The following is a 23,376-nucleotide window of genomic DNA, read 5'->3' as shown; positions in this document are numbered from 1 at the left end:
AGTTGCCAAAGTCAAAGGGAAAATCTGTAGATGTCTTTCTCGGAAATTTTTCTGATTTTCCCACTTGTGTCTATCTAAGAAATTAGTCGGTCTAGATAAGGTAGATAATTCTCGGGAAGACTCCAAATTTTTCCGACTCGAAGTATCTGTCTGAAAAATGGAATTTTCCGAAGGAGTTGCCAAAGTCAAAGGGAAAATCTGTAGATAGTTTTTTCTGACTTTTTCCCAATTTTCCCACTTGTGTCTATCTAAGAAATTAGTCGGTCTAAATAAGGTAGATAATTCTCGGGAAGACTCCAAATTTTTCCGACTCGAAGTATTTGTCTGAGGAATGGAATTTTCGGAAGTAGTTGCCAAAGTCAAAGGGAAAATCTGTAGATAGTTTTCTCTGACTTTTTCCCGATTTTCCTGTTGAGGTTGATCTGAGAAATTAGCCTGTCTAAATAAGATAGCTTTTTCTAGGGAAGACTCCAAATTTTTCCGACTCGAAGTATCTGTCTGAAAAATGGAATTTTCGGAAGTAGTTGCCAAAGTCAAAGGGAAAATCTGTAGATAGTTTTCTCTGACTTTTTCCCAATTTTCCTGCTGAGGTTGACCTAAGAAATTAGCCTGTCTAAATAAGATAGCTTTTTCTAGGGAAGACTCCTGATTTTGGAGAGTCAAATTATCTGTCTGAAGAATGGAATTTTCGGAAGGAGTTGCCAAAGGAAAAGAGGAAATCTGTAGATGGTTTGCTCTGACTTTTTCCCAATTTTCCTGCTGAGGTTGATCTGAGAAATTAGTCGGTCTAGATAAGGTGAATTTTTCCAGGGAAGATTCCAGATTTTTCCCACTCGAAGTATCTGTCTGAAAAATGGAATTTTCGGAAGGAGTTGTCAAAGAAAAACAGGAAATCTTTAGATGGCTTTCCCGGAAATTTTCTTGATTTTCCCACTTCTGTCTATCTAAGAAATTTATTGGTTTAAATAAGGTAGCTTTTTTCTGGAAATACTCCTGATTTTCCCGACTCGAAGTATTTGCCTGAGAAATGGAATTTTCGGAAGGAGTTGTCAAAGAGAAAGAGGAAATCTGTAGATGTCTTTCTCGGAAATTTTTCCCATTTTCCTCCTTCGTTTTGTCTGAGAAATTTGTCGGTTTAAATAGAGCTGCTTTTTTCAGGGAAGACTCCTGATTTTTACTACTCCAAGTATCTGTTTTTTTCTTCTTACTAGAAACTTGCCATTTTTCATAAACCGCAGAAATATAAACATTGCCGTTCTTAACTCCCGGTTGTAATTCCCAGGCAAACTTATCTCCCTCCGGCGTTAAAAAGCGATGGTTTTTTCCAGCATAAATTACCGTCCCGCTAGACAAAGTAATCTTCAATATTTCCCTGACACCACTCCGCCACTGTTTAGCAACTTTTGCCTGCCAAACTTTCCTACCATCCGAAGTTAAAATTACCTCCCCACTCTTAATATTTTCGATCGCCTCTCTCGAACCATCTGGTTTATCAATTAAAGTTCCCTTTGGCAAACAAAGTACACCATAAGTTTCTTGCAAAATCGGCTCTAACTTTGGATCTTGATATTCAATTTTTTCCCGCCCATGTTTCCGGTCAATAAACTTAGGAATTAAACCAGCATCTAAAGGTCCGGGGCGATACAAAGCCAAGATAGAAGAAATATCTTCAATAGAAGTAGGCTTCAATTTTTTCACAACATCTACCATCCCAGAAGATTCCAATTGAAATACTCCTTCCAAATCTCCAGATTTAATCAGATCATAAGTCTTTTTCACATCATCTGGAATTTTCTTAATATTGCCTCTTGCCAAAATTTCCATTGCCTTTCTTTCATTAGCAGGCAAATCGTCTGGAACCAAAGGAAGATGATGATTTTGCTCAATTAACTCGGCAGTATTCTGGATAATAGTCAAATTTTTCAATCCCAAAAAATCCATTTTCAACAAACCCAAAGATTCTATATCCTCCATGTGATACTGAGTAATAACCGAGCCATCATTATTCCTTTGTAAAGGCACAATTTCATCCAGAGATTCTTTAGAAATTACTACCCCTGCCGCGTGTACTCCAAAAGTTTTATTCGTACCCTCAATTCTAATTGCCATATCTATCCATTGTCGGATAGGAATTTTACCAACTTCTATCCCTTCATTATTTTTAATTTCTGTTTCTTGATTCTCAAAAGCTTCCTTAAATTCTGGGGAAGGAGTCTCATCAGAAGTCATCACTTTTAACTTAGCTGGTTTACCCCGCGCAACAGGAATTAACTTTGCCATTTTATTTGCTTCCCCAAAAGAAACACCCAATACTCTTCCCACATCTTTTAATACTGCCTTAGAAGTCATCCGGTTAAAAGTAATAATTTGAGCAACTCTCTCTTCCCCATACCTTTCAGTCACATATTTAATCATTTTATCTCGACTTTCAATACAGAAGTCTGTATCAATATCTGGCATTGATTTCCGTTCTGGATTTAAAAATCTTTCAAATAATAAGCCATGATGCACCGGATCTATATTAGTAATTCGCAAAGAATAAGCAACTAATGAACCAGCAGCACTTCCCCTACCCGGTCCGACAGGAATATTATTATCTCTGGCATGTTTTATATAATCCCAAACCACCAAAAAATATGTAGAAAAACCTTTATCCTGAAGAACTTTCAATTCAGTTTCCATCCGCTCTTTATACACTGCGTAAATTTCACTTTTTTGTTTAAGTTTCAGCCTTTCCAATAATCCTTCCCAAGACAGTTTTTCTAGATAAGTATCGGCATTATGTTCTGGAGGAATCGGATAATCAGGAATTCTAGGCTCTCCCAATATTCCCTCATATTTTTCAACTTTATTACCTACTTCTAATGTATTAGCGATCGCTTCTTCTATAACTTCATTTTCTAAGTGGTCTCTAAATAGTTGCTTCATCTCTTCAGCAGACTTTAAATATTCGGTACCGCTATACCGCATCCGCTTTTGTTCAGATATTAATTTTTGGGTGTTAATACACAACAAAGCGTCGTGTGCTTCTACATCTCGACAAGAAATAAAATGAGAGTCGTTTGTGGCTACTATTTTTATCTTTAATCTCTCAGCAATTTTGACAATTCCAGTATTAACTACTCTATCTTCTTGGAAACCGTGGTCTTGTATTTCTAGATAGTAATCTTCTCCAAATAAATCTTTGTACCACTTAGCTATTTTCTTAGCTTCTTCTAATTTTCCCTGCATAATATTTTGCGGTACTTCTCCTGCCAAACACCCGCTAGTTACTATCAAGCCTTCGTGATATTTTTCTAACAATTCTTTGTTAATACAAGGTCGAGCAAATATGCCTTTTCCTTGAAAACCATGTAGATGAGAAAGAGTTGTTAGTTTGACTAAATTTTTATAGCCTTGAGTATTTTTTGCTAATACGACCTGGTGAAATTTTTTGCCTCGTTGCTGTTTTTTAAAATCTCCATTTATCACATACATTTCATTGCCAATTATGGGTTTAATATTTTTGTTTCTACACAACTTAATTAATTGAATCGCCCCATACATTACTCCATGGTCTGTCAGAGCAATGGCTGGCATTCCTAGTTCTACCGCCCTATCTATTAATTGTGGTAATTGGGATGCTCCATCCAATAGGCTATAGTCGCTATGAATATGTAGGCCAACAAATGACATTTTTTTTAGATTTTAGAATAAATGTTTTATGTAGCTTTATTTTATAGCAGAAGTAAGAAGGTTGATTTTTGCTGTTATTCGTTTGCCTGAAAGTCTTTATCTGTAAGGTTTTTAGGGTTTAACGAATAGCTTCATAAGTTAAGATTATGATTTTTGCTAAATATATTAGGAATTTCAACTGAATTTTGCAAAAAAAGTTGAAATGAGCTATTCATGGCCCAAAAATGGGAAATTTAGGTGCGATCGCGTTCGCATTGGCCATTTTCTAAAAGTATTGATATGTAAGAGATATAGGGTGGTTGCAGGAAGAGAAATTTTGGTGTATTTTTGAAGTAAGTGGCTCGCTCTGCGCAGGTGCTTATTAAAATGAGAAAGAGAATTAGTGAGTGAGAGTGCGATCGCTTTTGAAGATTTTTTGCTGCAATGGAAAATTTCCAGAAAAAGAACTGTCTGAATTATTAATTAGACTATAGGTATTCAAAATCTAGCCATCAAGAAGACTTTTAGAATATTTATCACAATTGGGATAAAATCAGTATTTAAGCAGCTATTGAAACTGGGAGTCCTCCATCTGGTCTTTAGGAAGTGGAAGTGCTATTAGTTGTCTTTAGCTGAAATAGTAAATTTCCTATAACTGAGCTATCATTGATTTAAACTTATTTCAGCTTCTTTAAATGAACTATGAAAAAAAATTTTCAGCTTCTTAATACAAAGATAAACTTAAAGGAAGTTTTAAGCAAAGCTCAAGTTAGAATAAAATTACCAATACCATTTGTAAGTTATGAAATTCCTCTTAATGAAGTTTTTGACCCCCAAAGCATAGATACCCGAATTAGTCGATTAAGCGATATAAAAAAAGAGCTAGAGTCTGCTATATTTGCTGTAGAATCGTTACAAAATGATGCTCAAAAAAACAAGGAAGAAATTAGTAGATTACAAGAACGTATTCGTGAATTAGAGGAGGATAAAAGTACCGCAGAAACTGTTCTAAAAGTTCCTCAAGAATCCTTCGCTCGTCTTATCGAAAATGCTACCTCTAAGGGAAGAGTTCGAGGATGGGTTGAAGGCTTAACTCTTGGCTTTATATCTAGCCTTGCAGTTTGGTTTTTCACTGAAAATATTATCACCCTACCTCAGAAACCTTCTATTCAGGAAGAATCAAGCTCTATTTCTTCTAAGTAAATGCTAAATTGTCAGGATTAATCCCTAAAAATAATGTTTTAGGGTCATAATCTACCAGTTGCAACTTATTCAAACTATTCAAACGTTTCTCTAAAATAACTTTCAAGTAGCGATCGCCAACTTCCTAACTTTTAAATCCACCCAAAAAACGCTTCAAAATTATTCTGAATTCCTATCCAACTTAATTCGGTAAGGGGTCTCCCGTTAAATCAAAGATTATAACAGGAGAGAACTTTCACAACTATGAGATAGCCAGGTTCGTAGCAGGGATATTTTACTTGTTTCTTATAGAAGCTATTTGGTATCTTTAACCCAGGATTAAATTTTTGAGTATGGTCTAACTTTTTGTCTTTATGTCAGGAAATGGGTCAACGACCCAAAACTAACCTAAGGGTATAGTGTGGACTTGTCCCGGAGTTTACCCGCCTAAGTCTTAACTGACTACGTTGCATTTAAGAGCCTTTATCTCACCTTGGAATGCTCCACCAGTTCCATGCTCTGAAACCAGATAGTTAAACATCCTATTTGGGTATTGGAAGTGCTATTTGGATGTGCCGTAATGCAACATTGGCTAGGTGGCCATTACCCTAGAAATAGGAGATTTTCAAATGTTAAACAGAAATTCAGTTTTTGTTCTAGATACTAACAAGAATCCTTGCGACCCTATACATCCTGGGAAAGCTAGGAAGTTATTATCACAAAACAAAGCAGCAGTATTTAGACAATATCCATTTACTATAATTCTCAAGGAGGTCTCTAAACCAACAAAAAAGTATCGAATAAAAATAGACCCTGGTGCAAAGTTTACGGGACTAGCATTATTGTCTAAAGCAAATATAGTTTGGTGTGCTGAATTAGAGCATAGAGGATTTCAAATAACAGAAGCATTAACTAAACGTAGAACTTTAAGAACTACTCGCAGAAATCGTAAAACCCGTTATCGTAAAGCACGATTTCTCAATAGGAAACGTCCTAAAGGTTGGTTGCCACCAAGCTTAATGTCCCGTGTTTTTAACATAGAATCTTGGGTTAAAAAACTATGTAGATTAGCACCAGTATCAGCTATTAGTATGGAATTGGTTCGGTTTGATACGCAAAAAATGGTCAACCCTGAAATTAGTGGTACTGAATATCAGCAAGGCGAGTTAATGGGGTACGAAGTCAGACAGTATTTACTAGAAAAGTTCAACAGAACTTGTGTTTATTGTGGAGCAAAAGAAGTGCCTTTTAATCTTGACCATTTTCATCCAAAGTCTAAAGGTGGTAGTAACAGAGTTTCTAACTTAGTTTTAAGTTGTGTTCCATGTAATCAAAACAAGGATAATCAATTACCTGCTGATTTTCTATCAGATAAACCAAAATTATTAGCATTAATAGAAAACCAAAGAAAAAAGCCTTTAGCTGATACTGCTGCTGTTAATACAACTCGTTGGAAACTTAAAGAAGTCCTAGAATCTAGTGGTTTACCTGTTGAAGTCGGTTCTGGAAGATTAACTAAATATAATCGCAAACGATTAGGAATTAGTAAAAGTCATTGGAGTGACGCAGCTTGCGTAGGAGTTTCTACTCCTAACACTTTGAATATTCAGAACTATCAACCTTTGTTAATTAAAGCTATGGGACATGGTAGTCGTCAAATGGTTAAGCCTGATAAATATGGATTTCCTAGAACTTCTCCCAAACTCAGACAAAAATCATTTTACGGTTTTCAGACTGGAGATATTGTTAAAGCTGTAGTTACTAAAGGTAAAAAGATTGGTACTTATGTTGGTCGAGTAGCTGTTAGAAAAACTGGCTCATTTAACATCAAAACCAAGACTGAAACAGTTCAAGGCATTAGTCATAAGTATTGCAAACATCTACACAAATCTGATGGTTATACTTATAGTTTTGGTGAATTAGTCAAACAGAAAACTGTTAATTTTGTTCAGAAAGTAGGGCAGGTTTTAGATACTCCAGTCCAACTAAGCTTGTTTGATATTTCTGAATTAACTACTGAAACTAAATCTCAAACAAAACGTGGTCAACATACTAAAAAGTTTGACGGTTTAGATGGTGAACAATTAAGTTTGTTCTAAATTTAAGGAGGAAGGTAATTTCTATGCTGGTTGCTTTCCTCTCAACATTAAATCATAGATTATAATGTCAGTCTCCAGCAACTATTTTTTGATGAATATATCTGTCATTGATGAAATAGTCGAACAATTAAAAGTTATGCCACAGCACTTACAATACCAGGTGCTTGAATTTGCTCGGAAATTGCCAAAAACTGAAGTCAGAGGTATCCCAGGAAAACAATTATTACCTTTTGCTGGTTCAATTTCTCCTGAAGACCTTCAAATTATGGGTGAAGCAATTAAACAAGATTGTGAACAAATAGATATTAATGAGTGGTAGATACCTTCTAGATACAAACATTATTATTGCACTCTTTGCCAACGAAACAGTTATTAGAGAAAATCTTGCTCAAGTTAGTGAAATTTTCATCCCTAGTATTGTAGTTGGTGAATTATATTATGGTGCAAGAAAATCGGGGCGTGTTTTAGCAAATCTGGCAAAAATTGATGAATTAGTTGCTAATAGCAAAGTGCTTGGTTGTGACATTGAAACTGCTCGGCAATACGGCGATGTGAAAAACAAGTTAAGGCTCAAAGGAAAGCCATTACCAGAAAATGATATTTGGATTTCAGCTATAGCCTTGCAGTATGTTTTGACTCTAGTAACACGGGATGCACATTTTCAAGAAGTTGAGAATCTACAAACTGTAATTTGGTAAGTATTTCGTCGCCAAAATAGGGTCAAGTAGTACATTTCATAACTGATCATAATCTATTCCTTGCCTATTTCCTTGAGCAATTTGTTGTTTCCTTTGTCTAGCTTGAACAGAAAATATATCATAGTTATTTTGAAATTAATACCCTTAACAAAAAATAGACTTTATGTATCAACTAACCATCAATTTTTTAACAAAATTATCTGGCTAAAATCTTCAAGAAAACCTGATAGTTATCCGTACATCCGTGGCACAATCCGTGTCTTGCTCCTTAGCTTTAAAAATTAACCCCAGAAAAACAAAGCCCAAGAAATGCAACTAATTACTACTATCAAACTTTATGAATTAGATTGTCTTTCTGCCAATGCAGTAGCACATTTAGCTGGAATTCCCAAAGCCTTCTTTTTAACAAGAAAAAGAAAATTAGCTGCAACATGGAAATAATTATTTCACCAACAGTAGTATCATATTATGATAGATAACCTCTAACAAAAGGAAAAAGGAATGGAACTATCTGATTTCATTGAGAAAAAATTGAATGATTACGCAAAATCTATAATTGAAGGAAGTGCGAAAAGAGATGAAATTGCCCTAGGTGAAATGACTTTCTACATGACTTTACGTAGAGCATTAACTGGAAAGGCAACCCCTCAAGATATTGGTATGTTGGATGCCATAAATGATACCTTACAAGAAAAAGGAGTTATCGAACCAGGAAAATCTTTCTACAAATAAAACTTTCAAAGCAGATAGACAAATTAGCTCTTTTTATCTGTTGTTAAATTTGGAGGCTTTTTTTTCCTCAAAAATATAGAGTATCGTTCTAGTAGGGTGTGTTAATCAAATATAGCCCACCTTACTTAATTACTAAATAGCGATCGTCAACTTCCTCCTCCCGAAGAGGTTCGCTACTAAACCGTGTTACATCCCGGCTGCAAAATTCCCAATACTATTAGACATCTCCGATAATAAAAAATCAAATCAATTATTCCACAAAAATTCTCAATTCTCTCTCTCTACTCCCTCCTCCGTACGGACGTTCCATGCAACTCTCTCTTTTCTAGAGATGTCTATTTTATCCAAATTAATAATTATAGCAATTATCAAGAACTGCCTAACACCACAAATCTCTTATCTCAATAAACTTACTCAAAACTCTTGTTACTGCCCTGCTAAATTTGTTAAGCTTAATCTGTATATCAAACTACAGTAGAGGCAGCAGTGGTAGTCAAACCAGATTGGTTAAGAGTCAAAGCCCCCCAATGGCAAAGAGTTGGTACAGTTAAAGAAATCTTGCGAGACCTAAATCTCAATACAGTCTGCGAAGAAGCATCCTGTCCGAACATAGGTGAATGTTTTAACGCCGGAACAGCAACTTTCTTAATTATGGGACCGGCTTGTACTCGTGCTTGTCCCTACTGTGATATTGATTTTGAGAAAAAACCTCAGCCTTTAGACATTACCGAACCACAACGACTGGCAGAAGCAGTCAAACGCTTAAAACTTAATCATGTGGTCATTACTTCCGTCAATAGAGATGATTTACCAGATGGTGGAGCTAATCAATTTGTTAAATGTATTTCCCAAGTCCGGGCAATTTCTCCTCAAACAACTATCGAAGTCCTGATACCAGACTTATGTGGTAATTGGCAAGCCTTGGAAATAATTCTTAACGCTAAACCAGAAGTTATTAACCATAATACAGAAACTGTTCAACGATTATATCGCCGAGTTAGACCCCAAGGTAACTATCACCGCACATTAGAACTTTTGAAGCGATCGCGAGAATTAGCCCCAGAAATCTATACAAAATCTGGAATTATGGTAGGTCTCGGAGAAACCGATGCAGAAGTCCAAGAAGTAATGAAAGACCTACGAGCTGTTGACTGCGATATTTTAACCATTGGACAATACCTGCAACCAACTCCTAAACATTTACCAGTAGCGACCTTCGTCAAACCCGAACAATTCGATCGCTGGAAAGAAATAGGCGATTCGATGGGTTTTTTACAAATTGTTGCTTCCCCCTTGACTCGCAGCTCATATCATGCTGAACAAGTAAAAGAATTGATGGCCAATTATCCAAAGGCCAAAAGTCACAAAGAAACTGCTGATGGATCTGGCCTCTCAGATAGTTGAGAAAAACGAAATATGTCAATAGGTACATTACCCATCACCCCTGATTGCAGTAGCGATCGCTGAACGAGAGTGACTTAGATCGGTAATTATTGTATCTAGAGTCACTTGATACTTCAAAATAGTATAGATAAAGATATTAAACTTGCTACAGATAAACTCAATAAAAATCCCTACACATCAAGAAAATAAATCATAAAAATTGTAACTACCAAAAAAGAAAAATACTAAAAATAGAAAATTTAAGCGCCATAATCCAGAAAACTTACAAAGTGATCAGGAACAACCACTAATAGTGATGAACATTAATATAGCTTCTGACAAAAGTCACTCTTTTGTCTCAGAAGTATTAATATACTAAAAATTAAGTCTAGAGAAGTTAACTGAAGCGAACAACTAACAGACAAATGTACTCTCAACGTCAATCGTTAATATACTTAGTATCAGCGATCGCCTAAGTCCATTTAGTCTAACTTGTTAGCACTTATCAGGAGACATAACTAGAGCAGATGTCAAATTCTCAATAATTGGCATATTATCCATAGACTGTCACTAAGTAAGTGCAGCTTCTTGTCACCTGGAGTAACTGAGATGATCGCTATGTCAGCAACTTATACTTACACCGAAGAATCTGAAGCAAAATTGCAATCTAATAACTTGCAGACTGAGATTCCCGAAGATTTAGGGCAAATTACTAATGAATTAATAACAGAGGATGAAGAAACAGATAATCCTCAAACAAAAAGCAATCGTAGCACTACAGATTTAGTCCGTTTGTACCTACAAGAAATTGGGCGAGTTAATTTGCTAGAAAGAGATCAGGAAGTCTCTGAAGCTCAAAAAGTTCAGCGGTATATAGAGTTATTAGAGTTACGCAATAAAGCAGCTCAAGAACAAGAAAAAGGAATTAAGTATTATGTTGAGTTGATGGAAGTTCGCGATCGCCTGGCAGCTCAGTTAGGACATAAACCATCATTAGATCGGTGGGCAAAAGCAGCAAATGTATCTGTGGTAGAACTGAAACAGATTATGACAGCAGGAAAACTTCGCTGGGCAGAATTAGCAGGTTTAAGTGTCAAAGAACTAGAGCAAATTCAAACTGAAGGTATTAAAGCCAAGAATCAGATGATTAATGCTAACCTGCGCTTAGTAGTATCAGTAGCGAAAAAGTATCAAAATCGTGGTCTAGAACTTTTAGATTTAATCCAAGAAGGCACTTTAGGTTTAGAAAGAGCAGTTGAAAAATTCGATCCACGACGGGGATATCGATTCAGCACTTATGCTTACTGGTGGATTCGTCAGGGAATTACAAGAGCGATCGCTACTCAAAGTCGAACAATTCGCTTACCTGTCCACATCACCGAAAAGTTAAACAAAATCAAAAAAGCGCAACGGAAAATTTCTCAAGAAAGAGGATATACAGCCAAAATTGAAGATATTGCCAAAGAACTAAAAATGACACCTGCCCAAGTTCGGGAAGTGTTAGTAAAAGTTCCACGTTCGGTTTCCCTCGAAACTAAAGTCGGTAGCGATAAAGATACTGAATTAGGGGAACTTCTGGAAACTGAAGATGCTTCTCCAGAACAAATGTTAATGCGAGAGTCTTTGATACAAGCCTTAAAAGGATTACTATTAGATTTAACTCAACGAGAAAGGTCTGTAATTGCAATGCGTTATGGTTTAGAAGATGGTCGTCCCTACTCCTTATCAGAAGTTGGACGTGCATTAAAGCTTTCTCGGGAACGAGTCCGTCAAATTGAAGCGAAGGCTTTACAGAAACTTCGCCAACCAAAGCGCCGTAATCAAGTAAGAGATTATTTAGAATCTTTGACCTAAAATAAAGTTGGGATAACTAAGATAAAGGTGTAGCTGCATTTATTTTGCCACATTCATTAGACATCTTTAGAAAAGAGGGAGTAATATAAAATCCGGTTATACAGTAATCGCGCTCATTACTTCCTCAACTAAAATATGTTAAGCATGAATACGAATTTAAAAATTTATGCATTTTCATTTCCTTTCTTACTCCTAACTCATTACTCCTAACTCATTACTCCTAACTCATTACTCCTCAGTAAGCAGATGTCTATTAAATCCTCCGAAAATTAATCTCAAACCTTTGTAATTCTTAGAGTAAAACTTAGTTTCTAAAGATGTCTATTATTTAAAATTTAACAGAAGTTAAATTCCCTTGATAACCGACAACTGATAACTGAAATTACTTATCTCCAGTCTAGAGATGTAGGGGATATTTTTGATCTTGAATATAGCAAATCGGCACTTATACCATTTTAAAAGGCGTTGCATATTTGCGCATGGCAATTAGTGGGTGTGGGAGGCGTAGGGAGTGTGGGAAGTGTGGGAAGAATTATAGTTTTAGAGAAAGAGAAAGTACAAAGATTCATCCCTTGCTTCAGCAACACCTTTTAAAAAAATAATGTTAGGAATAATCAGCACTATTAAAAGATTTTTACTGAAAATGTGTATTCGACGAAAAAGATAAATTACAGCAATTTTCCTGCACGGTAGACCACAGTAGGGACGTTCCATGGAACGTCCCTACAGGGTTTTGGTTGTGACGATGTGGTTTATCAATCTGAAAAGCGCTGTAAGACAGAAAAAATGGTATTGTAAAGTTTTATTAATTTTATAGAAAAACATAAAAAAAAACTAAAAATATCTTAGACTAAAAAAGGATTGCAGAACAGCTCGTTAAATGTTTACAGGAGGGATAATACAGTTAGTAGAACGTACTATTATTAAAAAAAATCATCTGGTGTCAAATACAATGAGTCATGTCAATGTTCGTTTAAATACCGATCAGAAAAGTAGTCCCAAACGCTTTTAGCAATGGGATAGAGGGTGTTGTAGTTCACCCCGTTAAGGTAACACTTAATTAAAACTAAGTCAAGGAATATTTTTCTATAGATTTAGTAACTATCAAACCTATTTATTATGACTTTTCAGTCCTGACGTCTAAGAAATAACCAGCCTATTTGTAGCAAATACTTATCAATTAAGTACAACTGCTTATAGCAACTAATTATCAATAAACTACTTTTGTTGACAATCATTTAATAATTGTGTATTATTGTCAATAATTATATTTTTTTGATAAAATCCCGTGGCTCTATATACACCATCTTCATTTAAAGCAGAACTAAATGAAAAAGGTTGGCGAATGACTCCCCAAAGGGAGACAATTTTGCACATCTTTCAAAATCTGCCAAAAGGCAATCATCTGAGTGCCGAAGACCTTTATAATATGTTACAAAATAGAGGTGAAAGAATTAGTCTATCCACCATTTATAGAACTTTAAAGTTAATGGCAAGGATGGGAATTCTACGAGAATTAGAACTAGCGGAAGGGCATAAACATTATGAAATAAATCAACCCTATCCTCATCATCACCATCATCTTGTTTGCGTACAATGTAATAAAACGATTGAATTTAAGAATGATTCTATTTTAAAAATTGGTCTCAAGCAAGCTGAAAAATCAGGATTACACCTTTTAGATTGTCAATTAACTATTCATACAATTTGTTATGAAGCTCTAAGAAAAGGATGGCCTTCCCTAGTGTCTTCTGATTGGTCCTGCCCACGGGCACTTGCAGATGCAGAAAACAGTGAATAGGGTTTGCTGAAAAAAAGCAAAGTATGGGAAGTATGGGAAGTATGGGAAGTATGGGAAGTGTGGGGAGGGTGGAAGTGTGGGAAGTGTGGGAAGTGTGGGAAGTGTGGGAAGTGTGGGAAGTGTGGGAAGACAGGGAAAGTAGGAGAAATAATTTTTCCTTGATTTTTCTGCCATAGTTACCCCAAAGTCCTCACTTTATGCAGCTCTTTCAACCGAAAAATTGGTACTCTTTTATGACTTAAAATTTCTAAAACCTTTATATGTAAATGCTTTGATATTTAATCAGCAGAGCAATAAATAGATCGAAATTTTATGAAGCACAAATAACCCCACTAGCTTTCTAAGTGGGGCAAAGTTAATCAAGTCAGAGTCAGTAGTCAGTAGTCAGTAGTTGTTTTTGTAACGGAGATTTGAGCAAGCTTCCAAAAATATTTCGCCTGAAAAGGCGGGGTTTTAGACCCAATTATTTTGATATTTGATAAATCGTAGGACAAAAGACAGACACTTCCCAGAAAGATACAGGTACAATTATTCCTCCTACTTTCGAGCATCTCCCCACACTTCCCACACTTCCCACACTTCCCGCACTTCCCACACTTCCTTGACGCACTACCGATAAATCTTAGTAGTTAATCAGCAATATCTTTCCCACTAACCCCATAACGTAATTGAGCTTTTGCCACCGCTGCTCTTGTTTGTGAATTATAAACTCCATTTAATGGACCATTATAAAGCCCTTGTAAACGAAGTCGATTTTGAAGTTCTAAGACTTGTGTTTGACTACCAATATTATAACTAAACTGCTGCTCAGAAATATTTTCCTTGACAATCAAAGGATGTCTTAACGCTCGTAATGTATTTCTTGTAGCTACTCCACTAGCAACTAACCCCAAGTCTTGCTGAAAACATCTAACAGCAAATTCTGTTCCAGGTCCAAAAAAACCATCAATGATGCCAGGATAATAACCCAATCTTGTTAACAAAATCTGGAGTTGTTTGACAGCTAAACCTTGATCACCTCGTTTGAGCAAACTTGGGTATGAGTATTGCCTCGTTATATAATTACTTCTGGAACTCGTTATATAATTTCTTCTGGAATTAGATACTGGACCTGGGGGTAAAACTTGATTAGGATTAAATAGAAATGCTTGAGTTGTTAGTCCAACTACACCTGTAGGGGTAATTCTATTTCTCTTTTGAAAATCAATTACTGCTATTTCTGTACTTCGATCAAAATAGTTAGTTATCCGCCCCTGATAATAACCTAAACTTTTTAAACGTTGCTGTAATCTTCCTACCTCCAGACCTACGTTTCCAGGTCTCAAAACTCTCTGCGCAGGAATAGCTCTAATACCAAACAAAAATTCCCTAGTGGTGTTTCCTACCTGACCAGTAGGTGTAATACTATAAACACTTTGAAATGCTATTACTGCATTTCTAGTTTCTTGGTCATAAATACTATTGATTGGACCTCTATAAAAACCTAGTTCTGCTAACCGTCTTTGAATAATTGCTACTTGATTGTTCACGTCTCCAAAAGATAATACTCTTCTAGGAGAATTTAAGAACCTACTACTTGTTTGGTTAGTTCTTCTACCTGCAAATAGTAACGACCAAGTAGTAGGTTCAATTTGACCAGTAGGTGTAATACCGTTATCTTCCTGGAACTGTCTGACAGCTATTTCTGTTTCGAGACCATAATATCCAGTTAGGTTAGCAGTAAAATAGCCTAGTTCTCTAAGTTTTCTTTGAACTGCTGCTACTGTTGCTGCTGAATCTCCACGTCTTAAATACACTGGAGTATTAGGAGAAAGAATTGCATTATTCTCCGGTCTCGAACCAGACAAAAAAGAGTTGTTTGCTAGTTGTTCTTGAGTTGTTCTATTCTTCTGAGTTTGGCTAATATCAAAATAACTATTTGTTTCAGGAATAGAAATTTCTGATACCTGAGCAAAACTAGAATTAATTAGAATAGAATTAACAATTACTGCTGATAAAAAGTGGATATAAGCTAAACTGGAGAGTTTTTTCCAATTAAGTTCTTGAATAAGTTTTAAATCCTTGATTTCTTCATTAGCTAGAAAAACTTCTAAGTATGCAAGAGATTCCATAAATTTTTCTGGGATACTTTATGTTTTAAGATTAACAAGCTAAATTTGATTTTAGTATTAATTTTTTCTGATTTTTTATAACTACAAAATCAGTCTATTTATAACTGTTTCAGGATTTAAACATCACTAATAATTAAGAGACATTATGACCGCTACTGCTAATAAAAATTTGATTTAAGCTCAACTGAGGAGTTTTTTTCAGTTAAGTCTCTTTAATCAGTTTTAAATTATTGATTTTTTTATTAGCTAGAAAAACTTCTAAGTATGTAAGAGATTCCATAAATTTTTTCATATACTTTATGTTTTAAGATTAACAAGCTAAATTTGATTTTAGTATTAATTTTTCTGATTTTTTATAACTACAAAATCAGTCTATTTATAACTGTTTCAGGATTTAAACATTACTAATAATTAAGACATATTATGACCGCTACTGCTAATAAAAATTTGATTTAAGCTCAACTGAGGAGTTTTTTCCAATTAAGTCTCTTTAATCAGTCAGGACTTACGCAAAGGCACTATATATAGTGTGCTGATCAGTTATGCTAGCACTAACACACCCTACCAATAGCGTTCATGCGTAAGTCCTATCAGTTTTAAATTCTTGATTTTTTTATTAGCTAGAAAAACTTCTAAGTATGTAAGAGATTCCATGAATTTTTTCATATACTTTATGTTTTAAGATTAACAAGCTAAATTTGATTTTAGTATTGATTTTTTTATGATTTTTTATAACTACAAATAAATCTATATTATAACTCTTTCAGGATTTAAACATCTCCCATTGACAAGCAGGAGGTATTTTATTATCATACTCATGGTCGGTCTAAGATAAACGAACACAGTGGGAGGACATCACCTCTGTCAAAACAGCGGCCAGGGTTTCCCAGGCTGAAGAATCCCGCGTTGTCCCGAAGAGCAACGTCGGGAGTATGTCAAACTAAACCTGCGCGATCGCAAATTAAAGCTACTAAAGCAGCAAAAATGGTAATTCCCAGAGCAGTGATAGGATGTTGGCCTTGACTAACAGCAAAAGAAGTAACAATACCAGCTCCTAAACCAGCAGTAACAGCTACAACTAATGGGTCACGGTTTGAACGATTGTTATACATTTTTTTTTACCAGGATATTTTTGTTAAATAATTTATCTCAAGGTTGTTTGAAGACTTGCACTCTAGAGCGGCAAAAACAGCCCATTGCAAGGAGACTAAATTCCAGGTTGTCGTGCTATGAACAACGTTAGAAGGATGTCTGAACTAACAACGTTGTATAAGCTTATCACTCAAATAATGATTAAAGTAGCAACTCTTATGGTTTTGTAATTAAGGTTTAGATATATCTAAATTTCTTAACAAAGACTATCTTGGCTTCATCCTAGTTTGAATTATCATCTATAGAACCCATTTGGGATCTATGATCGGGAGTAGGGGAATAGGGGAGTAGGGAAGTAGGAGAATATGGGAGTAGGGGACAAACCTCTAACTCCTCCCAGGAGGGGAATAGAGTATTGGAGGTATATGGGAAGATTTTTCACCCTTTTTCTCGTCTTGCCTAATTCCTACAAACAATTTCGCTGCTCAAAAATCAACATTCTGGGCGTTGAGACTAATTTATAGATATCTCCAATAATAAAAATCGGAAATCAATTGGAGATATCTATTCAAAAGAATATAACTTGATCAATTATCATCATCTTTGAGCAAATCTGGACGACGAGATTTTGTTCTCTGAATTTGTTGTTGATACCGCCATTTTGTTATTTCAGCATGATGCCCAGAGAGCAAAACTTCAGGAACTTTCCAACCACGAAAGTTAGCAGGTCGAGTATAATGAGGATAGTCAAGTAATCCAGATTCAAAACTTTCGCATTTTAAAGATTCAGCCTTTCCTACAGTTCCAGGAAGTAATCGGACGACACCATTAATTAAAGCTAAAGCTGGTATTTCTCCACCTGTAAGGACAAAATCTCCTAAAGATACTTCTCTAGTAACTAAATATTGGACTCTTTCATCAATACCTTCATAATGACCACAAATTAGAATCAGTTGTTCATAATCTCTGGCCAACTCTCGAAAGAGTCCTTGCTCCATTCTTTCTCCCTGAGGAGTTAATAGAATTACCTCTCGTTGTGAAAGAGTTGGCAATGATTCTACAGCAGCAAATATAGGCTCTGGTTTTAAAACCATTCCCACTCCTCCACCATAAGACTCATCATCAACTTTTTGATATTTATCTGTGGTATAATCACGGGGGTTAACCAGATTAACCTGGGCAATATTTTTGTCAAAGGCTTTCCCCAACAAACCTGAATTTAGAGGTGTTGTAAAAAAGTTGGGAAACAAGGTAATAACATCAAATCGCACTGGAGTTACACTATTATATTTTATATTAGGGTGTCCTCAAAAATATAGAAATAGAAATTTATTGTGTAAGTTACAAATTCACAATAAATTAAAATTTTAGATTAAAGTAATCAAATGTTGAAAAATTTCAGAGCAAGTTGGGGGACTTGCTAGATTATAAGATAATCTATTACGATAACAGATTATTAAAATTATCGAAATTGAATTTGTACCTGCTGTCCAAGATTAACAAGATGATGCAGTTAGAGTCTCAAGCCTTAGAACTAGATACATTACGTCCGACAAAAACAACTATTATGGTGATCGGGGGGGCAGAGGATAAAGTTCATGGAAAAGAGATTCTACAAACTTTTTTTAATCGTGCAGGGGGAGTAAATGCCAAACTAGCAGTTATTCCTTCTGCTTCTAGAGAACCAGCAGCTCAAGGAGATAGATACCGTAGGGTGTTTGAAGATATGGGTGCTGCTGGTATTAAAATATTTGACATCCGGGAAAGGTCTCAGGGAGAAGACCCAATCTGGCTAGAGCATTTGGAAGACTGCACTGGAGTATTTATAACTGGTGGAGACCAACTGCGTCTTTGTGGCCTACTTGCTGATACGCCTTTGATGGACAACATCAGAAGTAAAGCTTTAGAGGGAAAAATAGCACTAGCTGGAACAAGTGCAGGAGCAGCAATCATGGGCTATCACATGATAGCAGGTGGTGGTAGTGGCTCATCACCAAATAAGTCTTTAGTGGATATGACAAATGGTTTGGCAATATTGCCAGATATAATAGTAGACCAACACTTTCATAACCGGAATCGGATGGCCCGTTTGTTAAGCGCGCTCGCCACTCACCCGGACAAAGTTGCTATAGGTATAGACGAAGATACCTGTGCATTGTTTGAAGGAGACGGTCAAATCCAAGTCATGGGTAAAGGGACAGTCACGATTATAGATCCTGTAGAAATGTCCTATACAAATGCTGGCAAAGTAGGGGTAGAAGATCCTTTAAGTTTATCGAATCTCAGACTACATATAATGTGCCATGGTGATGGTTACGATCTCCATTCTCATACCATGAAACCAGGACTTTCTGAAACAATTATGCCTCTAGATTCATAGAATTTCCGATAATTTATCAGTTATTGAGAAGCTTGTTCCGGTAGATGAATACCTTACCTAATTGGTAGAAATCAAGCTTAACTATACTGAACACTATATATATATTGATATGGTAGCAAAAAGTAATAGAAAGCCCAAATTCTTCTACCATCAAAGGATTATCAAAAAAAACTGATAAATCGATCGGATATTTTCAAGATGGAGGTTTGTTTGGAACAAATAAACGTTTCATTAATTTCGTCGATTCAGGCAACGATTGACAACCAAAATTGTTCCTAGCTGCGAGACCGTAGTGTTAACAGACCAATGTCCATCATCCAAAACTTGTCATAATTGCGGTCTTATACATTGAGAATTAAAGTTAAACAACCGTACTTTAAACTCCCCTCATTGTAGGACGAAAATAGACCGCGACCATTTTTTGAATTCAAAGTTCAAAAATTCAAAGTTCAAAAATTTTGATTTTAAGTGAATTTCAATAATTGTTTAATTAAGGATTATTTTTCTCGTTCTTGTTTAACGAAAAAATCAAAAATATTTTCCTTATTTCAAGCCTCTGACTTTACCCAGAGGTTATAATTTTGAATTTATTTGACCTAAACCCAGCAATTTTGCTGTCGAGTGGACGGTGAAGTTAATCAATTTAGTAGTAGGGTAGGCTGTACCCGAAGTTATGCCTGTGAACTGGAAGAGGCCAATCTCCCAGGTTGAAACAGGAAGCAAGCATCTTTAAACTGGCAAAACCCTGGTTTTTCCTAGTTTGGCCGAAATTGTGTAGGTATTGTACAGCAGAAAGGATTAGTGCATCCTAAAAAAAGTTTGTATTAATAAAGTTTAGCCAATAGTCTGAGCTGAAATTAAAAAGAAAAACGCCATTGCTTCTCTGATTCTGAGCATCACCTTCAAATCCTCCTATGAAAATCCTCAAACTCCAGACATTACGAGGTCCAAATTACTGGAGCATACGTCGCCATAAACTGGTGGTTATGCGTCTAGACTTAGAAGACCTTTACGAAAAATATACATCTAACATTCCTGGTTTCTACAAAGGATTAACCAAGATTCTACCAAGTCTTGTAGAACACCACTGTTCGCCTGGAGTCAAGGGTGGTTTCCTAAGTCGTGTGGAAAAAGGAACATTGATGGGCCATGTTATCGAACACGTTGCCCTAGAATTACAACAATTGGCAGGAATGCCAGTTGGTTTTGGTCGGACAAGGGAAACATCTACTCCAGGAATATTTCAGGTAGTAATAGAATATGAAAATGAACAAGCAGGTCGTTATGCAGCACGAGCAGCAGTAAGACTCTGCCAAAGTATTGTTGAGACAGGTACATATCCGGCAACAGAATTACAGCAAGATTTGGGAGACCTGAAAGAATTCAAAAATCAAGCATCTTTGGGTCCAAGTACAGAAGCTATAGTTAAAGAAGCAGAAGCAAGAGATATTCCTTGGACTCAACTATCTGCTCGGTATATGATTCAGTTTGGTTACGGGGTCAATCAAAAGAGAATTCAGGCCACTCTAAGTAACCAAACAGGAATTCTTGGTGTAGAACTTGCTTGTGACAAAGAAGGCACAAAAAAAATTCTCAAAGATGCAGGAATACCAGTACCTAGTGGTACAGTCACTCGTTACTTTGATGAACTTCAAGATGTCATTGAAGATGTGGGAGGCTATCCTATTGTAATTAAGCCTCTAGACGGAAATCATGGTCGTGGCATTACCATAGATGTAAGAAATTGGCAAGAGGCAGAAGAAGCTTATGACCTTGCCAGTGCTGCTTCTAAAACAAAAACTGTTATTGTGGAACGTTACTACACTGGCAAAGATCATCGAGTGTTAGTAGTAAATGGCAAAGTTGTAGCTGTGGCAGAACGAGTTCCTGCTCATGTAGTGGGAGATGGTAAGTCTACAGTCGCAGAACTAATAGAAGAGACTAATAGAGATCCTCAAAGAGGAGATGGACATGACAATGTTCTGACTAAAATTACGGTAGACAAATCTGCTCTGGCTATCTTAGAAAGACAAGGATATAAGATTGATTCAATACCGAAAAAAGGAGAAATTTGCTTTTTAAGAGCAACAGCTAACCTCAGCACTGGAGGTATAGCAGTAGACCGGACTGATGAAATACACCCGGAAAATGTTTGGTTATTATCCAGAGCTGCGAAGATAATTGGTCTAGATATTGCAGGTATAGATGTAGTTACTGAAGATATTTCTAAACCACTGCGAGAAGTGGAAGGAGTAATAGTAGAAGTTAATGCTGCTCCTGGTTTTCGGATGCACGTTGCTCCTAGTCGTGGTTTGCCAAGAAATGTGGCGGGGGCAGTAATGGATATGTTATTCCCCGGAGCAAAAAATGGGCGAATACCAATATTGACTGTTACTGGTACTAACGGAAAGACTACTACTACACGACTATTGGCTCATATTATGAAGCAGACTGGTCAAGTAGTTGGGTATACGACTACTGATGGTACTTATATTGGTGAGTATTTGGCTGAAGCTGGAGATAATACTGGACCTCAAAGTGCCCATTTAATTCTTTCAGATCCTACAGTAGAAGTTGCTGTGTTAGAAACGGCACGGGGTGGTCTTTTGCGTTCTGGTTTAGGCTTTTCTAACTGTGAAGTGGGAATAGTATTAAATGTAGCTGCGGACCATTTGGGTATTGGGGATATAGATACTGTAGAACAACTAGCTCAATTGAAAAGTGTAGTAGCTGAGTCTGTAATGCCGAAAGGATATGCAATTTTGAATGCGGAAGACCCATTAGTGGCAACAATGGCAGAGAAAGTCAAAGGTCAAATTGCTTATTTCTCAATGGACCCAAATAACGAACTGTTATTAAAACATACAGAAGCGGGGGGTCTGGCAGCGGTTTATGAGAATGGCTATATTTCAATTTTGAAAGGAGATTGGACTTTAAGAATTGAAAAAGCAGTGAATGTGCCAATTACAATGGCTGGTAAAGCTCCATTTATGATTGCTAATGCTCTGGCAGCTTGTTTGGCCGTCTTTGCTCAAGGGGTGAAAATAGAGCATATTCGGGAAGGTTTGTCAACTTTTGTGGCTTCGGTGGATCAAACTCCAGGCCGAATGAATATGTTTAATATGGGTAGTTATCATGCTTTGGTGGATTATGCTCATAATCCTGCTAGTTATGAAGCATTAGGTGGATTTGTCAGAAATTGGCCTGGTAAACGGATCGGTGTGGTTGGTGGACCGGGCGATCGCCGTGATGAAGATTTTGTTTCTCTTGGAGAGTTAGCAGCAGACATCTTTGATGAAGTTATTATCAAAGAAGATGATGATACTAGGGGAAGACCAAGGGGAAGTGCTGCTGAACTTATTTCTCAGGGAGTGAAACAGTTTTTGGATCGGGTAAAAAATTCTGAGTCAAAGGCTACTTATGAGTCAATTTTAGATGAAACAACAGCTATTAATACAGCTTTAGACAGAGCTGCTATTGATGGTTTAGTAGTAATTTTACCAGAAAGTGTGAGTCGAGCTATTAGTTTAATAGAAGCTCGTAATCCGGTTAAGGATCTTGAATTACCTGAAAGTAGTTTAAAATCTACTAACTCTTCAGAAGAGTTAAAAACTTCAATTCTACAATAGGTTAAATAGTTAAATAGTTAAACTATTATTTTTAAAGGGGTTGAAATTTTCAATCCCTTTTTTATTATAAAAATTTATCAGAACATAGATAAAGACAGGCAAGTTAATGAATTTATAATTCTATTTAGCCTCAGATAAAATTGTTATTACTCATTGTATATTAAGCTTATTTATATTAACAAAAGGTTCTATAAACTGAGTTCATAAAGAATAACTTGACCTCTAATAACTTACTAGAAATACCGAATAATAAAACCCAACATTGTTAAGTAACAATGTTGGGTTTCTTTAAATTAACTAAAGTACAGTTATACTTTATTAATTAAAGTCTAATAATTGGGCTTGAATGTAAATAAAAACAATAGGAAAATTTTGAAAAAATTACATCAAACCAAGTTGAGAAAGAATACCTTGACCTGTTAAAAGTTCTGTTGCAATACCAATAACAAAACCCAACATTGCCAAACGACCATTCCAAGTTTCTGCAAAGTCAGTAAAACCTAATTTTTTCTCTTGATTTTCCATAGTAATAAAGCTCCAATAGTTGCAATTGAGTAGTTGATTGTAAATAACAAAAAAATGTGGGAATTACATCAAACCAAGTTGAGAAAGAATACCTTGACCTGTTAAAAGTTCTGTCGCAATACCAATAACAAAACCCAACATTGCCAAACGACCATTCCAAGTTTCTGCAAAGTCAGTAAAACCTAATTTTTTCTCTTGATTTTCCATAGTAATAAACCTCCAATAGTTGCAGTTGA

General features: G+C 36.0%; 19 protein-coding genes. 13 read left to right on the top strand and 6 right to left on the bottom strand.

From position 1 onward, the window contains the following. Window positions 1–3,675, bottom strand: a 3,675-nt coding sequence (gene dnaE, locus F6K40_RS17630; RefSeq protein WP_293138089.1) for a DNA polymerase III subunit alpha, incomplete at its 3' end; no start/stop codon positions are given. Between the two features lie 681 nt (window positions 3,676–4,356). Here dnaE and F6K40_RS17625 point away from each other — a divergent pair. The 11 genes from F6K40_RS17625 to F6K40_RS17575 all read left to right on the top strand — a co-directional run bounded on the left by F6K40_RS17625 (window position 4,357) and on the right by F6K40_RS17575 (window position 13,579). After that, a complete protein-coding gene (locus F6K40_RS17625; protein ID WP_293138087.1) occupies window positions 4,357–4,857 on the top strand; it encodes a coiled-coil domain-containing protein in 501 nt (166 codons plus the stop codon). 608 nt (window positions 4,858–5,465) lie between these two features. Continuing rightward, the gene (iscB, locus tag F6K40_RS17620) at window positions 5,466–6,935 is read left to right on the top strand and encodes an RNA-guided endonuclease IscB (RefSeq protein ID WP_293138085.1); all 1,470 of its coding nucleotides are present in this window, start codon (window positions 5,466–5,468) and stop codon (window positions 6,933–6,935) included. A gap of 91 nt (window positions 6,936–7,026) precedes the next feature. After that, on the top strand, window positions 7,027–7,254 hold the full coding sequence (locus F6K40_RS17615; protein ID WP_293138083.1) for a hypothetical protein: 228 nt from the start codon (window positions 7,027–7,029) through the stop codon (window positions 7,252–7,254). After that, window positions 7,244–7,633 (top strand): type II toxin-antitoxin system VapC family toxin, encoded by a 390-nt coding sequence (locus F6K40_RS17610; protein ID WP_293138081.1) that lies wholly within the window; start codon window positions 7,244–7,246, stop codon window positions 7,631–7,633. Before F6K40_RS17615 ends, F6K40_RS17610 begins: the two co-directional genes overlap by 11 nt. A gap of 309 nt (window positions 7,634–7,942) precedes the next feature. After that, window positions 7,943–8,074, top strand: a complete 132-nt coding sequence (locus F6K40_RS17605) for a hypothetical protein (protein WP_293138079.1) — start codon at window positions 7,943–7,945, stop codon at window positions 8,072–8,074. A gap of 60 nt (window positions 8,075–8,134) precedes the next feature. Next, entirely contained in the window at window positions 8,135–8,365 is a 231-nt protein-coding gene (locus F6K40_RS17600) for a hypothetical protein (protein WP_293138077.1), read from the top strand. Between the two features lie 486 nt (window positions 8,366–8,851). Further along, the gene (gene lipA / locus F6K40_RS17595) at window positions 8,852–9,769 is read left to right on the top strand and encodes a lipoyl synthase (protein WP_293138075.1); all 918 of its coding nucleotides are present in this window, start codon (window positions 8,852–8,854) and stop codon (window positions 9,767–9,769) included. 597 nt (window positions 9,770–10,366) lie between these two features. Continuing rightward, complete coding sequence (sigC, locus tag F6K40_RS17590; RefSeq protein ID WP_293138104.1) at window positions 10,367–11,602, top strand: RNA polymerase sigma factor SigC; 1,236 nt, start codon at window positions 10,367–10,369, stop codon at window positions 11,600–11,602. Window positions 11,603–12,067: 465 nt separating this feature from the next. After that, on the top strand, window positions 12,068–12,196 hold the full coding sequence (locus F6K40_RS17585) for a hypothetical protein (protein ID WP_293138073.1): 129 nt from the start codon (window positions 12,068–12,070) through the stop codon (window positions 12,194–12,196). Between the two features lie 694 nt (window positions 12,197–12,890). Continuing rightward, window positions 12,891–13,403 carry a ferric uptake regulation protein gene (locus tag F6K40_RS17580; protein ID WP_293138071.1) on the top strand — a complete coding sequence of 171 codons (513 nt, stop codon included), beginning with the start codon at window positions 12,891–12,893 and terminating at the stop codon, window positions 13,401–13,403. Window positions 13,404–13,426: 23 nt separating this feature from the next. Further along, window positions 13,427–13,579, top strand: a complete 153-nt coding sequence (locus F6K40_RS17575) for a hypothetical protein (protein ID WP_293138069.1) — start codon at window positions 13,427–13,429, stop codon at window positions 13,577–13,579. Window positions 13,580–13,866: 287 nt separating this feature from the next. Here the strand turns inward: F6K40_RS17575 and F6K40_RS17570 are convergent, their stop codons facing one another. From F6K40_RS17570 to trmD, 4 genes are all read right to left on the bottom strand, one after another. Further along, window positions 13,867–14,013 carry a hypothetical protein gene (locus F6K40_RS17570; RefSeq protein WP_293138067.1) on the bottom strand — a complete coding sequence of 49 codons (147 nt, stop codon included), beginning with the start codon at window positions 14,011–14,013 and terminating at the stop codon, window positions 13,867–13,869. Window positions 14,014–14,032: 19 nt separating this feature from the next. Next, window positions 14,033–15,514 carry a peptidoglycan-binding domain-containing protein gene (locus F6K40_RS17565; RefSeq protein ID WP_293138065.1) on the bottom strand — a complete coding sequence of 494 codons (1,482 nt, stop codon included), beginning with the start codon at window positions 15,512–15,514 and terminating at the stop codon, window positions 14,033–14,035. 935 nt (window positions 15,515–16,449) lie between these two features. Beyond that, window positions 16,450–16,626, bottom strand: a complete 177-nt coding sequence (locus tag F6K40_RS17560) for a hypothetical protein (protein WP_293138063.1) — start codon at window positions 16,624–16,626, stop codon at window positions 16,450–16,452. Window positions 16,627–17,193: 567 nt separating this feature from the next. Next, window positions 17,194–17,877 (bottom strand): tRNA (guanosine(37)-N1)-methyltransferase TrmD, encoded by a 684-nt coding sequence (trmD, locus tag F6K40_RS17555; RefSeq protein ID WP_293138061.1) that lies wholly within the window; start codon window positions 17,875–17,877, stop codon window positions 17,194–17,196. Between the two features lie 233 nt (window positions 17,878–18,110). On the opposite strand from trmD, the gene F6K40_RS17550 reads away from it, so the two are divergent. Both F6K40_RS17550 and cphA read left to right on the top strand, forming a co-directional pair. Next, entirely contained in the window at window positions 18,111–18,986 is an 876-nt protein-coding gene (locus F6K40_RS17550) for a cyanophycinase (protein WP_293138059.1), read from the top strand. Window positions 18,987–19,900: 914 nt separating this feature from the next. Then, window positions 19,901–22,615 carry a cyanophycin synthetase gene (cphA, locus tag F6K40_RS17545; RefSeq protein ID WP_293138057.1) on the top strand — a complete coding sequence of 905 codons (2,715 nt, stop codon included), beginning with the start codon at window positions 19,901–19,903 and terminating at the stop codon, window positions 22,613–22,615. A gap of 381 nt (window positions 22,616–22,996) precedes the next feature. On the opposite strand, the gene F6K40_RS17540 is transcribed toward cphA, so the two are convergent. After that, a complete protein-coding gene (locus F6K40_RS17540) occupies window positions 22,997–23,140 on the bottom strand; it encodes a chlorophyll a/b-binding protein (RefSeq protein ID WP_293099609.1) in 144 nt (47 codons plus the stop codon). Between the last annotated feature and the right edge of the window lie 236 nt (window positions 23,141–23,376).

Source organism: Okeania sp. SIO3I5 (genome assembly GCF_010672085.1).
Lineage (GTDB): Bacteria > Cyanobacteriota > Cyanobacteriia > Cyanobacteriales > Microcoleaceae > Trichodesmium.
This window is presented reverse-complemented; position numbering and strand designations above follow the sequence as displayed.

Excerpts from the sequence above, each read along its gene's own strand:
- F6K40_RS17625 (WP_293138087.1), top strand. The coding sequence starts at position 4,357 with ATGAAAAAAAATTTTCAGCTTCTTAATACAAAGATAAACTTAAAGGAA.
- iscB (WP_293138085.1), top strand. The coding sequence starts at position 5,466 with ATGTTAAACAGAAATTCAGTTTTTGTTCTAGATACTAACAAGAATCCT.
- F6K40_RS17615 (WP_293138083.1), top strand. The coding sequence starts at position 7,027 with ATGAATATATCTGTCATTGATGAAATAGTCGAACAATTAAAAGTTATG.
- F6K40_RS17610 (WP_293138081.1), top strand. The coding sequence starts at position 7,244 with ATGAGTGGTAGATACCTTCTAGATACAAACATTATTATTGCACTCTTT.
- F6K40_RS17605 (WP_293138079.1), top strand. The coding sequence starts at position 7,943 with ATGCAACTAATTACTACTATCAAACTTTATGAATTAGATTGTCTTTCT.
- F6K40_RS17600 (WP_293138077.1), top strand. The coding sequence starts at position 8,135 with ATGGAACTATCTGATTTCATTGAGAAAAAATTGAATGATTACGCAAAA.
- sigC (WP_293138104.1), top strand. The coding sequence starts at position 10,367 with ATGTCAGCAACTTATACTTACACCGAAGAATCTGAAGCAAAATTGCAA.
- F6K40_RS17575 (WP_293138069.1), top strand. The coding sequence starts at position 13,427 with ATGGGAAGTATGGGAAGTATGGGAAGTATGGGAAGTGTGGGGAGGGTG.
- F6K40_RS17565 (WP_293138065.1), bottom strand. The coding sequence starts at position 15,514 with ATGGAATCTCTTGCATACTTAGAAGTTTTTCTAGCTAATGAAGAAATC.
- F6K40_RS17560 (WP_293138063.1), bottom strand. The coding sequence starts at position 16,626 with ATGTATAACAATCGTTCAAACCGTGACCCATTAGTTGTAGCTGTTACT.
- F6K40_RS17550 (WP_293138059.1), top strand. The coding sequence starts at position 18,111 with ATGATGCAGTTAGAGTCTCAAGCCTTAGAACTAGATACATTACGTCCG.
- cphA (WP_293138057.1), top strand. The coding sequence starts at position 19,901 with ATGAAAATCCTCAAACTCCAGACATTACGAGGTCCAAATTACTGGAGC.
- F6K40_RS17540 (WP_293099609.1), bottom strand. The coding sequence starts at position 23,140 with ATGGAAAATCAAGAGAAAAAATTAGGTTTTACTGACTTTGCAGAAACT.